The organism is Mesorhizobium sp. RCAM 06353 (assembly GCF_059683585.1).
Window position 1 is genome coordinate 1,629,646 of the sequence record NZ_CM185031.1, and the last position, 12,606, is coordinate 1,642,251.

Sequence of the window (12,606 nt, forward strand, 5' to 3'; positions counted from 1 at the left end):
TCACCTCCTTTCGATTTGTTGAACACACAGACATGATGGGGTGCGTTGCAGCAAATGACAAGATGCCTGGCTGAAAAAGGCACCCTGCCGGAAAATGCCGCCGTGCCACATCCGCGTGCTTCGGCTTGCGATCCACTGCCCAAACGGACAAGATCGTTCCATCGGGCCGTGGGAGAAGGACATGGACGCCACCGAAAGAGCCGCGCGCATCGTTCGAACGGTGATCGAGGCGCTGAAGCCGGGCTTTGCCGTCAGGCTGTGGACTGGGGAACGGATCGGTCCCGCCAGCGGTGCGGTGCTTGCCATCAACGATCAGGACATCGTCTGGCAGTTGGCCCGCCGGCCCAATTTCTCGACGCTGCTCGAAATGTGGATTTCCAGGACCATCGACGTCGAGGACGGGTCGCTGTTCGATCTCTACGCCTTGCCTTCAAAGGGCAAGCTGAGGTTGAAGGCGTTGCCGAAGCTGGCGATCCTGCGCGACCTGCCCGCCGTCCTGTTCTCGCGACGACAGATGACGAAACGGGCCGATCTGGCCGGCCGCAATCCCTTTGTCAGCGGTTCGAACAAGCAGGCGATCGAACATCACTACGACATTTCGAACGCCTTCTACCGGCTCTTCCTCGACGAGCGCATGGTCTACACCTGCGCCTATTTCACCGATTTCGCCAATGGCATCGACCAGGCGCAGCAGGACAAGCTCGACCATATCTGCCGCAAACTCAGGCTGAAGCCGGGCGACCGGCTGCTCGACATTGGCTGCGGCTGGGGGGCGATGCTGATCCATGCCGCCAAGTACTATGGCGCCATCGGCCATGGTGTCTCGCTGTCGGAGGAGCAGACCCGGCTGGCGCGCGAGCGCATCCGCGCCGAAGGGCTGGAGGACAAGATCACCATCGACATCAAGTCCTACACCGAGCTCGACGGCAGCTACGACAAGATCTCGTCCATCGGCATGTTCGAAGCCGTCGGTCTTGCCAACCACGCGACCTATTTCTCGACCGTCCACCGGCTGCTGAAGCCGGGTGGCATCTATCTGCACCACGCCATCACGAGGCGCGGCAAGGGCGGCACGCGCAAGACTTTGCGCAAGGGCGCGGAATACAAGGCGCTGATCAAATACATCTTCCCTGGCGGCGAGGTCGACACGATCGGCATGACAACAGGCAATCTCGAGGCGCACGGTTTTCTCATCGCCGATGTCGAGAACCTGCGCGAACACTATGCCCGCACCTGCAGGCTGTGGGCCGAGCGCCTGCAGGCCCGTTTCGACGAGGCGATCGCCGAGGTCGGCGAGCCGAAGGCGCGGCTCTGGTTGCTCTATCTCACCGGCTGTTCGATCACCTTCGATCGCGGCTCTGCACAGATTTTCCAGACCGTCGTCACCAAGCGCGCGCGTGGCCCGAGCGGCCTGCCGCCGACGCGGGCGGACCTTTATCGGTAGCGCGAGCCGCTCGCGCCTTACTCGGCGATGCCAAGCGAGGCGATGTAAGCCGCCGAAGCGGGGATCTTGGACTTGTCCCTGATCTCGATGATGAGGCGCGGATTGCTTTCGAGTTTCGCGAGGGCGGCAAAGACCGAGCGCCATGGAAGCGTCCCTTCGCCGAGGCTCCAGTGACGATCGGCGTAGCCGTCGGCATCCTGCAAATGGATGTGCTGCAGGCGGTTGCCGGCAGCATGCACATAGTAGTCGACCGGCGGAGCACCGGTCGAGCCATGGGCATAATAGGCGTGGCCGGTGTCGATCGAGACGGCGACCGCGGGGGAGTTGAAGCTGTCGGCCAACGCCACGCGGATGTGCGGATCCTTGTCCTCGATGTTCTCCAGGACCATCGTGCAGCCGATGTCCTGCGCCCGCTTGACGGCATCGCGCAGGGTGAGCTGGCAATAGCCGACAATCTTCTCGCGCTCACCGGGATTGTTGTCGAGATTGTTGTAGGACCAGGTCGTATAGGGGCTGTGGACGACCATCTGCGTGGCGCGGATGGCGGCGCAGACCTCGATGCCCTGGACCAGACGTTTGCTGACGACATCGCGAATATCGGGGTCCTGCGAGGCAATGGTGAAGCCCCAGAAAGGCCCGTGAATTCCGAGGCGCCCCTTGTGCCCGTCGAGAAGTTTTCTGGCGCGGGCGGCGAGCGGTGCCCAGTCGCCGTTGAGAACACTGGCCTCGGTGAAGCTCTGCAGTTCCAGGTCACGCTGCTTTTCGAAGAGCCAGTCGCGATGGTTTTCGAGGTCGTCCAGGGTCATGGCGGCGCCAAGAACGGGCAGGGAAGTCATAGGCACTCCGATCGGTGAGATTTCAGGATGTCGGGCGGCAAGACGGATCGCGCCGAGGCTGTATGACGCCGTTTTCTGTCATGCGTATTACACGCTGCGCCAAGCCCGCCGCGAGGTGCGGGGATCATGCCGCCGCGACGCGGCCTGGCGTCGGCGGTATGATTTAGACGAAGCGCATCGGCGCGCCGATCTCGACGCGGGCCGGCCGGTCTACCGTGCAATAGACACCGAGATTGTGCGCGTTGTGGCGCACCAGGTTGCGCAGGATACCGGGGTCGTGGTCGAAGCCGTCCTGGCCGATGATGGTGAAGCCGCAGCGGCGGCATGGTTCGGAAATGGTCACCAGCAGGTCGCCGATGGCGAGCTTGCGGCCGATCCATTCGGTCTCGGGAAACGAGCCTTCGACCGCTGCCATGTCGACGACGATGTTGGGGCGGAAGCGGCGCGGATCGGCGGCACCATCCGGATGCAGTGCCTTCAAGCGAGCCAGCGAGGCCGTGGTCAAGAGATGGATCGGCGCCTTGGTATAGCGGGCCGCAGTGACCGGACCGGCATAGGCCGGCGGCGCGTTCTCCCGGCCGAACGGCCGGATCGAGGCAGCGAAGCCAAGATAGGCCGATATGGCGTGGTCGCATTCCGCACTGGGTGCGCTCAGCCAGTCGCCGTTGGGGATGGCGACCTCCAGGTCGCGGTCATTGGTGAGCCGGGTGCGGATGCGCGGCACCGTGTGCCATTTCGCCTCGCGGTCGGGCCGCGCGATCTCGTTGTCCGAGGTATCGACGAGGCCGAACATGCGGTCGCCCGCCATGCCCGCTGGTCCGACCACGACAGCATCCTGACGCTCGCCGGCGAGCGAACTCGCCGGATAGCGCCACAACTGGGTGACAGAGCCCAATACCGCCTCGTCCCGCATCAGCCCTTCTTGTTTTGCCGGTTGGCGATGAGGTCGTCGACGACGGCCGGGTCGGCGAGTGTCGAGGTGTCGCCAAGGGCGGCAAAATCATCCTCGGCGATCTTGCGCAGGATGCGGCGCATGATCTTGCCGGAACGGGTCTTGGGCAGGCCCGGCGAGAACTGGATCTTGTCGGGCGAGGCGATGGCGCCGATCTCCTTGCGGACATGGGCGACGAGTTCCTTGCGCAACTCCTCGGTCGGCTCCACGCCTTTCATCAAGGTGACATAGCTGTAGATGCCCTGGCCCTTGATGTCGTGGGGATAGCCGACGACGGCGGCCTCCGAGACCTTGTCATGACTGACAAGTGCGGATTCGACTTCGGCCGTGCCCATGCGGTGGCCGGAGACGTTGATGACGTCGTCGACGCGACCGGTGATCCAGTAATAGCCGTCAGCATCGCGACGGCAGCCGTCACCGGTGAAATACTTGCCCTTGTAGGTGGAGAAATAGGTCTGCACGAAGCGGTCATGGTCGCCATAGACGGTACGCATCTGGCCGGGCCAGGAATCGGTGATGCAGAGATTGCCGTCTGCCGCCCCTTCCAGCACCTTGCCTTCGCCGTCGACCAGCTGCGGCTTGACGCCGAAGAAGGGCCGCGTCGCCGAACCGGCCTTGAGGTCGGTGGCGCCCGGCAGCGGCGTGATCAGGATGCCGCCGGTCTCGGTCTGCCACCAGGTGTCGACGATCGGCACCTTGCCGTTGCCGACGACGTTGAAATACCACTCCCAGGCTTCCGGGTTGATCGGCTCGCCGACCGAGCCGAGCACGCGCAGCGACTTGCGCGATGTCTTCGTCACCGGATCGTTGCCGGCGCCCATCAGCGCGCGCAGCGCCGTCGGCGCGGTGTAGAAGATGTTGACCTTGTGCTTGTCGATGACTTCCCAGAAGCGCGACTGCGACGGGTAGTTCGGCACGCCTTCGAACATCAGCGTGGTGGCGCCGTTGGCGAGCGGGCCATAGACGATGTAGCTGTGGCCGGTGACCCAGCCGACATCGGCGGTGCACCAGTAGATATCGCCGTCATGATAGTCGAAGACATATTGGTGCGTCATCGAGGCATAGACGAGATAGCCGGCGGTGGTGTGCAGCACGCCCTTCGGCTTGCCGGTCGAGCCCGAGGTGTAGAGGATGAACAGCGGGTCTTCCGCCTTCATCTTCTCCGGCTTACACTCGGCCTTCACCGTTGCGACCTCGTCGTGATACCAGAGGTCGCGGCCGGGCGCCCACCCGATCTTGCCGCCGGTGCGGCGCACGACGACGACGTTCTTGACCATGACGAAGTTCTTGGCGGCGATGTCGATCGCCTTGTCGGTGTTCTCCTTCAGCGGAATGGCCTTGCCGCCGCGCAGGCCTTCATCGGCGGTGATGACGAAGGTCGATTCGCAGTCGACGATGCGGCCGGCCAATGCGTCCGGCGAAAAGCCGCCGAAGACGATCGAATGGATGGCGCCGATACGCGTGCAGGCGAGCATCGCATAGGCGGCTTCCGGGATCATCGGCATGTAGATGGTGACGCGGTCGCCCTTCTTGACGCCGTACTTCTTCATCACATTGGCGAGCCGGCAGACATGCTCGTAAAGCTCGTTGTAGGTGATCTTCTTCTCGTCGTAGGGGTTGTCGCCTTCCCAGATAATGGCGGTCTGGTCGCCGCGCTTCTTCAGGTGGCGGTCGACGCAGTTGTAGGAAACGTTGGTCAGCCCGTCCTCGAACCATTTGATCGAGACCTTGCCGTCGAAGGAGGTGTTCTTGACCTTGCTGAAGGGCTTGAACCAGTCGATGCGCTTGCCGTGCTTGCCCCAGAACTTGTCCGGGTTCTTGATGCTGTCGGCGTACCATTTCAGGTAGGTCTCGTTGTCGATCAGCGCATTCTTTTTCCACGCCGGCTGGACGCGATGGACATGAACTTCGGACATTCCTGATTTTCCTCCCGAACCAATCCGCCGGCTTGAAACGCCGGCGGGATCGCGGCGACGCAGCCGCGAATTCGGCGGCATTATTACCAGTTCCGCCGTGACGGCAACATTAGACGTTGGATTCGCGTGGCGGGATGCCGCAGGGGCATTGTCCTACGTTGTCAGCACTCAGGTCAGCTCGCTGCTAACTGTATGTTTTCGCGTCGAAAAGCCTGTTTCGATCAGGAAAAATCAATAGACAGTTAAGCAACGGCGCGCACAATCTGACGTTGGGAGGAAAGGAGACTCAACCTGGGGACCGCCCAAGGGGACCAAAATGCGCGACCATTCCGAAATGGACCTGATGCTCAAAGGCTATGGCCTGACCACGGCCAAGATTCTCTATCATTTTCCCGATCATCCGCACCTGCTGCAGAGCTTCATCTGGCAGGACTACGACCTGGCGCCGACGTTTCCGGTGCTGATCAAGTTCATCGAATTCTGGAAAGCCAAGCTCGACGGGCCGCTGCATTCGGTCGTCTACACGCACCAGAAGCTGATCGCACCGAATGAATGGCGCAAGGTGGACGGCGAGTTCGTCCTGCACTGACGCTGCCGCAGACGGTCTGTTTCCATTCTCGTGCGGCGACAGCAAAGCGGCCGTCGGCTATCCTTTGCTGGCGGCGCGGCAAGGCAGGGTGCCCAGGGCGGCGTCCGCGATCGGGAGAACGGACATGACCGCTTTCGACTATGCCGCGCTGCTGCTTCGGGTTAGCGTCGGCGGCCTGTTTCTTGCCCATGCCTATCTGAAATACTTCGTCTTCACGCCCAAGGGCACAACCGACTATTTCCAGTCGCTCGGCGTGCCCGGTTATCTCGGCTTGATCGCCATCGCCGCCGAAACGGCCGGCGGGCTGGGCCTGATCTTCGGCGTTGCCACGCGGCTGGCGGCTATCCTGCTCATTCCCCTCATGCTGGGCACAATCGTGCTCGTTCATGGCAAGAATGGTTTCTGGTTCACCAATGCAGGCGGTGGCTGGGAATATCCGGCGCTGTGGATCGTCTGCCTGATCGTCATAGCCCTGATCGGCAGCGGCCAGCCGGCACTTTGGCCGATCTGGGGATAGGGCGTTCCGGGGCCTGGGCCGTGCGCTACACGACCCAGGCAAGGAGATGTCAGACCGCCGGCGGGTTGAGCCTGGCGAAACCTTCCTGGCGGCGATAGGGGAAGTACGGGTAGGGCGCGGTAACTTCGCTTGCGGCGTCGAGTTTCTTTACCTGCTCCGGCGTCAGCGACCAGCCGACGGCGCCGAGGTTCTGGCGCAGTTGTTCCTCGTTGCGGGCGCCGATGATGACGGAGGAAACGGTCGGGCGTCGCAACAGCCAGTTGATGGCGATCTGTGGCACGGTCTTGCCGGTTTCCTGCGCCACCGCGTCAAGCGCATCCATGACACGGAAGAGATGTTCGTCCTCGACCGGCGGGCCGAAATCTGCCGTGTCATGCAGCCGGCTCTTTTCCGGCAGAGGCTGGCCGCGACGGATCTTGCCGGTCAGGCGGCCCCAGCCGAGCGGGCTCCACACCAGCGCGCCAACGCCCTGGTCGAGGCCGAGCGGCATCAGTTCCCACTCATAGTCGCGGCCAATCAGCGAATAGTAGACCTGATGCGCGGCGTAGCGCGGGTAGCCATGCTTGTCGGCTTCCGCCAGCGACTTCATCACTTGCCAGCCGGAGAAATTGGAGACGCCGACATAGCGCAGCTTGCCGGCGCGCACGAGGTCGTCCAGCGTCGACAGCACCTCCTCGATCGGCGTGCCCGCATCGAAGGCGTGCAGTTGCAACAGGTCGATGTAATCGGTGCCGAGGCGCTTCAGCGCGGCGTCCACCGACTTGATCAGCCGCGAGCGCGACGAGCCGTAATCGGCCGGGCCGTCGCCCATCGGTAAAGACGTCTTGGTCGAGATCAGCACGGCGTCGCGGCGGCCCTTTATCGCTTCGCCGAGCACCTCTTCGGAAGCGCCGTTCGAATAGACGTCGGCCGTGTCGAACAGATTGACGCCTGCCTCCAGGCAGATGTCGACCAGCCGCCGCGCTTCCCTGGCATCGCTGTTGCCCCATGCGCCGAACAGCGGGCCGGAGCCGCCGAAGGTTCCCGCGCCAAACGAGAGTGCGGGCACTTTCAGGCCCGAAGTGCCGAGACGTCGATAATCCATTTCTTAGCTCCTGGTGGTTTGGAAAGAGGTGTCGAAAATTCGGGCCGCCGACGATCGTCAGGGCCGGACGGAGACAGGCGCGCCGAGCGCGTTGGTGCGATCGAGACGCAGGGCCAGTCCCGCCACGCCAAGTGCCGCGACCGGCAGCAAGGCGGCGACCCAGGTGAGTGAACCCAGCCCCATTCCATGGGCGATGACCGCGCCGCCAAGCCAGGCACCGGCTGCATTGCCGAGATTGAAGGCGGCAATGTTGAAGGACGAAGCAAGGCTCTGACCGGCGCCTTGCGCCTTTTCCAGCACCCACATCTGCAGCGGCGCCACGGTGGCGAAGGCGGCGGCTCCGAGCAGGCCGACATAGATGACGGCCATGACCTGGCCGTGGATAGCGAAGCTCATAGTTGCCAGCACCAGGGCCAGCACCACGAGGCTGCCCAGCACGGCCGGCACCAGCCAGCGATCGGCAACCTTGCCGCCGGCGAGGTTGCCGGCGATGAGACCGCCGCCGAAGACGAGCAGGATCGGCGATACGGCGGCTTCCCTGAAGCCGCTGATCTCGGTCAGCAAAGGCGCGATATAGGTGAAGACGGCGAAGACGCCGGCATAGCCAAGCACGGTGGTGGCGAGGCCGAGCAGGACAGGCGTGCGGCGCAGCACGGCGAGGTCGGCGCGCAAATCGCTCTTCTCGGGTGCCTCCTGGCTGCGCGGCACCAGCGCGAGGATGACGGCGAAGGCCGCCAGGCCGACCAGGGTCACTGCCCAGAAGGTGGCGCGCCAGCCAAAGGCCTGACCGAGCCAGGTGCCGAAGGGTACGCCGAGGATGTTGGCGATGGTGAGCCCGGTGAACATCAATGCGATCGCCGATGCCTTCTTGTTGGGCGCGACCAGGCCGGTGGCGACGACCGAGCCGACGCCGAAGAAGGTGCCATGGGCAAAGGCGGTGATGATGCGGGCGCCCATCAGCGTCCAATAGTCGGGGGCCAGCGCACAGGCGAGATTGCCAATGGTGAAAATCGCCATCAGCGCCAGCAGCACGGTCTTGCGCGGCCAGTTGCCGGTGGCGATGGTCAGCAGCGGCGCGCCGATGACGACGCCCAGCGCATAGCCCGAAATGAGCTGGCCGGCGGCCGAGATCGAGACGCCGAGGTCTTTGCTGACATCGAGCAGCAGGCCCATGATGACGAATTCGGTGACACCGATGCCGAAGGCACCGGCGGCGAGGGCGTAGAGAGCAAGAGGCATGGCGGTTTCCACTTCGAAGACGGCCCGTTAAGGCGACGAGCGCCTTGTCCAAACCCGCGCCCGAACCGAAAGATCGTGTCGCCATGCACTGTGAACCAGACTTGCGTTGGGCACATTTTCTGTGAAATAGAGTCACAGATGGCGAGATCCGACATCAACCGCTCCGGCGAGATCGAAGTTTTTGTCCGCGTCGTCGAGGCGGGCAGTTTTTCCGCCGCGGCGCGTGCGCTGCGTATGACCCCGTCGGCCGTCAGCAAGCTGATCGCGCGACTGGAAGCCCGGCTTGGCGCGCGGCTGGTCAGCCGCTCGACGCGCAAGCTGCAGCTGACGCCGGAAGGGTCGGCGTTCTACGACAGCGGATTGCGCATCCTCGCCGATATGGCGGCGGCCGAGCGCGAGGCGGCGGCGGGTGCCGCACCTCGTGGGCGGCTGCGCGTCAACACCTATGTGCCGTTCGGGGTGCACCGGCTGATCCCGCTTTTGCCGGGTTTTCTCGGACGCTACCCCGAAATATCAGTCGATCTGGTGCTGACCGACAGCGTCATCGACCTGATGGCCGAACGCGCCGACGTCGCCATCCGCGCCGGTCCGCTCGGCGAATCACGGCTGGTGGCGCGCAAGCTCGGGCAGAGCCCGGTGGTCGTGGTTGCGGCACCCTCCTACCTCGAAACGCATGGCATACCGCTGACGCCGGCCGATCTCGACAGCCACAACCGCATGGGCTTCGGCTTCGTCAGGCATATCGACGGCTGGCCGTTCCGCGACGCGGAGGGCCGCGCGGTCATGGTCCCGATCGCCGGCAACACGCTGGTCAGCGATGGCGAGGCGATGCGGCTGATGACACTGGCCGGGGCCGGCATTGCCCGGCTGGCGCGCTGGCATGTGGCGGCCGATATCGCCGCCGGGCGGCTGGTGGCGCTGCTGGAGGATTTCAATCCGGGCGACGAGGAGGCGACCCACGCCGTCTATGTCGGTCAGGGCCGGCACCTGCCAGCGCGGGTGCGGGCTTTTCTCGATTTCCTGGCCGAGACCGTGCGGCTCTGACGACGCGCGGCTTTCAAGGTCCGTTCGACAACCCAGCAGGGTCAGGATATGGAATCTCGTCCGGTCATCGCAGGCGCCTCTCACCCAGGCACCGGGGCGTTGGCAATTCGGGAGGCGTGAATTGGTCCGCTTGTGCTTGGTCACGGCATTCCTGCTTGCCGTCGCGGCTTGGCTGCATGTCCCAACGATCTCCGAGGCAGCCGAGGTCTCGACAGCTGCGGTGCCCGCTCCAAACGCCCAACCGGATGATGTCAAGCAGCTTCTTTCCGTGGCTTTGGCTGAAACCGAGGATTTCTGGGGCGCCACCTTCAAAGCCGGCGGATTGAAATATGAGGAGCCCAAGCTGGTGCTGTATACCGGCACTATCGCCACCGCATGCGGCCCTGTTTCAGGGACATTGTACTGTGCGGCGGACCACAAAATTTATCTTGATCCGGCGTTCCCCGAGGTTCGGCAGATCGGTTTGACGGGAGATTTCGCCAAGGCGTTGATTGTCGCCCGAGAGGTTGGGCATCACGTGCAAAACATCTCTGACGTTCCGCACACGGCTGTTACCGCCGGCGACCAGGAAGCCGCCATCATCCGATCGGAACAGGTGGAGCTCCAAGCCGATTGTTTTGCCGGCCTATGGAGCCGCTATGTCTGGGACCAGCACCTGCTGCAAGACGCCGATCTGACTGAGGCCAGGGACCTGCTGCGATCTCTCGGAGACGATCAGGCCGCCAATGCGACGGCAAAGCGGTACGGTACCTCAGAACAGCGGATCCGCTGGTATGATCGGGGCCTTGCCGGAAAAGCGATCGCGGACTGCAACACTTTTGCCAATCCGCTTTGATGCCGAGCCGACCCATCGCCGGGCGGCTGATGGTGTCATTGTCGCCCTCGGACATTCCGGCATGCCGCTCCAGCGTCATGATGGTAGCCGCGAAACCGTGTCCGGTACAAGGCGACCCTGCAGCCTTGGAAAAAGCCGCGCGCCCGAAGGGCCACGCGGCTTACGGAAAACGGAAAATCGCGTCGAACCGGAGACGGATTACGCCTTCGGCACGAAGGGGGCAGGGCGCCGGCCAGCCGCCTGGCGCTCGAGCATCCAGCCGGGATATTCGGACGGCAGTGCGCTGACCTCATCGAGCTTGGCGAGATCGTCCGCGTCGAGCTTAACTTCAGTGGCGGCAAGGTTCTGCTCGAGCTGCTCCATGCGGCTGGCGCCGATGATCACGCTCATCACGAAAGGCTTGGCCAGGACATAGCCGAGCGCCACCGTGGCGACGCCGACATCATGCTTCTTCGCGATCTGGCGCATGACGGCGACCGCCGCCCAGGCACGGTCCTCGTTGACCGGCGGGAAATTGAAGGACGCGCGGCGACCCTCGCCATTGCCGGGCGCGCCGGGGCCGTATTTGCCGGAGAGCAGGCCGCCGGCCATCGGCGACCACACCATCAGGCCGAGCTTTTCCTCGTTGATCAGCGGCACGATCTCGCGCTCGAGGTCGCGGCCGGCGATCGAATAATAGGACTGGATGGTCTCGAAGCGGGCAAAGCCCTTGCGGTCGGCGATGCCGAGAGCCTTGGCGATACGCCACGCCGCCCAGTTGGAAACGCCGACATAGCGGACCTTGCCGCTGGCAGCGAGATCGTCCAGCGCCCGCAGCGTCTCGTCGATCGGTGTCACCGTATCGGTGCCGTGTAGCTGATAGAGATCGATATGATCGAGCTGCAGCCGTTCGAGGCTGGCATCGACCGAATCCATGATGTGGCCGCGCGAGGAGCCGCGCTGGTTCGGCCCGTCGCCCATGGCGCCGTGGGCCTTGGTGGCGATGACCACGCTCGACCTGGCGACGCCGAGATCCCTAAGCGACTGGCCGAGCAGGCGCTCGGACTGACCGAAAGAGTAGACGTCGGCGGTGTCGAAGAAATTGACGCCGGCGGCGATCGAGCGGCCGACAATCTCGTTGACGCCCTTCTGGTCGAGGCTAGCGATCAGGCCCCATTGGGCATTTTCGCCGGCGGCACCGAAGGTCATGGTGCCGAGGCACAGTTCGGAGACGAACATCCCCGTATTGCCAAGCTGGTTGTAGCGCATGGTGAAGGCTCCAGGAGAATTGTGATGACACAAAACAAATAGGAACGGAACGTTTCGTTTCTAGTGGTGGCGCAGCCGCCTCGCCAAACTGGACCAACGCCTGCGGCTTGTCAGCGGCTGCCGAAGATCGCCGAGCCGACCCGGACGCTGGTGGCGCCGAAGGCGATCGCCGTCTCATAGTCGCCGGACATGCCCATCGACAGTTTGTCAACGCCGGCCTCACGCCCAAGTTTCTCCAGCAAGGCAAAGTGCGGTCCGGGGTTTTCGTCGGCCGGCGGGATGCACATCAGGCCTTCGATGGCGAGACCGTGGACATCGCGGCAGCGGGCGGCGAAGGCCACGGCGTCGCGCGGCTCGATGCCGGCCTTCTGCGGCTCGGAGCCGGTGTTGACCTGGACATACAGCTTTGGGGAGCGGCCCTGCCGGGCAATTTCCTTGGCGAGTTCGGCGGCGATTTTCTCGCGGTCGACCGTCTCGATGACGTCGAACAGCGCCACTGCCTCTTTCGCCTTGTTCGACTGCAGCGGCCCGATGAGATGCAGTTCGATATCCGGGAACGCCTGCTTCAGATCAGGCCATTTGCCTTGCGCCTCCTGGACACGGTTCTCGCCGAAGACCCGTTGGCCGGCCTCGATCACCGGCTGGATGTCGGCGGCGTCAAAAGTCTTGGAGACGGCCACCAGCTTCACGACGCCGGCTTCGCGGCGGGCCTCCTGCTCGGCGGCGGCGATCTTCGCCTTGACCGCGAAAAACTGCTGAACGGTGTCACCCATATGCAAATCCCGCTGTTTTGACTCGCGTTTTTAGCCACCGCGATGCCCATATGGTTGACGGGTTTGCCAAACCATGGTGAACACCCGGACCACATTCCCTGAACCGCCGAGCCAGTCGCGCGCGGTTCG

12 protein-coding genes are annotated in these 12,606 nt (G+C 63.7%); 5 read left to right on the forward strand and 7 right to left on the reverse strand.

What is annotated here, in order from left to right; genetic code table 11:
- The first annotated feature begins 181 nt into the window (after nucleotides 1-181).
- On the forward strand, nucleotides 182-1,444 hold the full coding sequence (locus AC56QX_RS07615) for a class I SAM-dependent methyltransferase (RefSeq protein WP_497114939.1): 1,263 nt from the start codon (nucleotides 182-184) through the stop codon (nucleotides 1,442-1,444).
- A gap of 17 nt (nucleotides 1,445-1,461) precedes the next feature.
- On the opposite strand, the gene AC56QX_RS07620 is transcribed toward AC56QX_RS07615, so the two are convergent.
- The 3 genes from AC56QX_RS07620 to acs form a co-directional block, all read right to left on the reverse strand.
- The gene (locus tag AC56QX_RS07620; protein WP_497114940.1) at nucleotides 1,462-2,280 is read right to left on the reverse strand and encodes a sugar phosphate isomerase/epimerase family protein; all 819 of its coding nucleotides are present in this window, start codon (nucleotides 2,278-2,280) and stop codon (nucleotides 1,462-1,464) included.
- A gap of 163 nt (nucleotides 2,281-2,443) precedes the next feature.
- A complete protein-coding gene (locus AC56QX_RS07625) occupies nucleotides 2,444-3,193 on the reverse strand; it encodes an MOSC domain-containing protein (protein ID WP_497114942.1) in 750 nt (249 codons plus the stop codon).
- Entirely contained in the window at nucleotides 3,193-5,148 is a 1,956-nt protein-coding gene (gene acs / locus AC56QX_RS07630) for an acetate--CoA ligase (RefSeq protein ID WP_497114944.1), read from the reverse strand. The genes AC56QX_RS07625 and acs overlap by 1 nt, the downstream gene beginning before the upstream one ends.
- Before the next feature lie 316 nt (nucleotides 5,149-5,464).
- Here acs and AC56QX_RS07635 point away from each other — a divergent pair, with 316 nt between their 5' ends.
- Both AC56QX_RS07635 and AC56QX_RS07640 read left to right on the forward strand, forming a co-directional pair.
- The gene (locus AC56QX_RS07635) at nucleotides 5,465-5,737 is read left to right on the forward strand and encodes an usg protein (protein ID WP_497114946.1); all 273 of its coding nucleotides are present in this window, start codon (nucleotides 5,465-5,467) and stop codon (nucleotides 5,735-5,737) included.
- 124 nt (nucleotides 5,738-5,861) lie between these two features.
- The gene (locus AC56QX_RS07640; RefSeq protein ID WP_497114948.1) at nucleotides 5,862-6,254 is read left to right on the forward strand and encodes a DoxX family protein; all 393 of its coding nucleotides are present in this window, start codon (nucleotides 5,862-5,864) and stop codon (nucleotides 6,252-6,254) included.
- Nucleotides 6,255-6,303: 49 nt separating this feature from the next.
- Here the strand turns inward: AC56QX_RS07640 and AC56QX_RS07645 are convergent, their stop codons facing one another.
- Complete coding sequence (locus AC56QX_RS07645; RefSeq protein WP_497114950.1) at nucleotides 6,304-7,338, reverse strand: aldo/keto reductase; 1,035 nt, start codon at nucleotides 7,336-7,338, stop codon at nucleotides 6,304-6,306.
- Nucleotides 7,339-7,395: 57 nt separating this feature from the next.
- Entirely contained in the window at nucleotides 7,396-8,577 is a 1,182-nt protein-coding gene (locus AC56QX_RS07650) for an MFS transporter (RefSeq protein ID WP_497114952.1), read from the reverse strand.
- 138 nt (nucleotides 8,578-8,715) lie between these two features.
- Between AC56QX_RS07650 and AC56QX_RS07655 the strand changes: the two genes are divergently transcribed.
- Both AC56QX_RS07655 and AC56QX_RS07660 read left to right on the forward strand, forming a co-directional pair.
- Nucleotides 8,716-9,621, forward strand: a complete 906-nt coding sequence (locus AC56QX_RS07655) for a LysR family transcriptional regulator (RefSeq protein ID WP_497114954.1) — start codon at nucleotides 8,716-8,718, stop codon at nucleotides 9,619-9,621.
- Between the two features lie 136 nt (nucleotides 9,622-9,757).
- Nucleotides 9,758-10,456 (forward strand): neutral zinc metallopeptidase, encoded by a 699-nt coding sequence (locus AC56QX_RS07660; RefSeq protein WP_497114956.1) that lies wholly within the window; start codon nucleotides 9,758-9,760, stop codon nucleotides 10,454-10,456.
- 198 nt (nucleotides 10,457-10,654) lie between these two features.
- Here AC56QX_RS07660 and AC56QX_RS07665 read toward each other — a convergent pair whose 3' ends face one another.
- Together AC56QX_RS07665 and AC56QX_RS07670 are read right to left on the reverse strand one after the other, a co-directional pair.
- Nucleotides 10,655-11,704 carry an aldo/keto reductase gene (locus AC56QX_RS07665; RefSeq protein WP_497114958.1) on the reverse strand — a complete coding sequence of 350 codons (1,050 nt, stop codon included), beginning with the start codon at nucleotides 11,702-11,704 and terminating at the stop codon, nucleotides 10,655-10,657.
- A 110-nt stretch (nucleotides 11,705-11,814) separates the two neighbouring features.
- On the reverse strand, nucleotides 11,815-12,477 hold the full coding sequence (locus AC56QX_RS07670; protein ID WP_497114960.1) for a YggS family pyridoxal phosphate-dependent enzyme: 663 nt from the start codon (nucleotides 12,475-12,477) through the stop codon (nucleotides 11,815-11,817).
- Nucleotides 12,478-12,606: the final 129 nt, after the last annotated feature.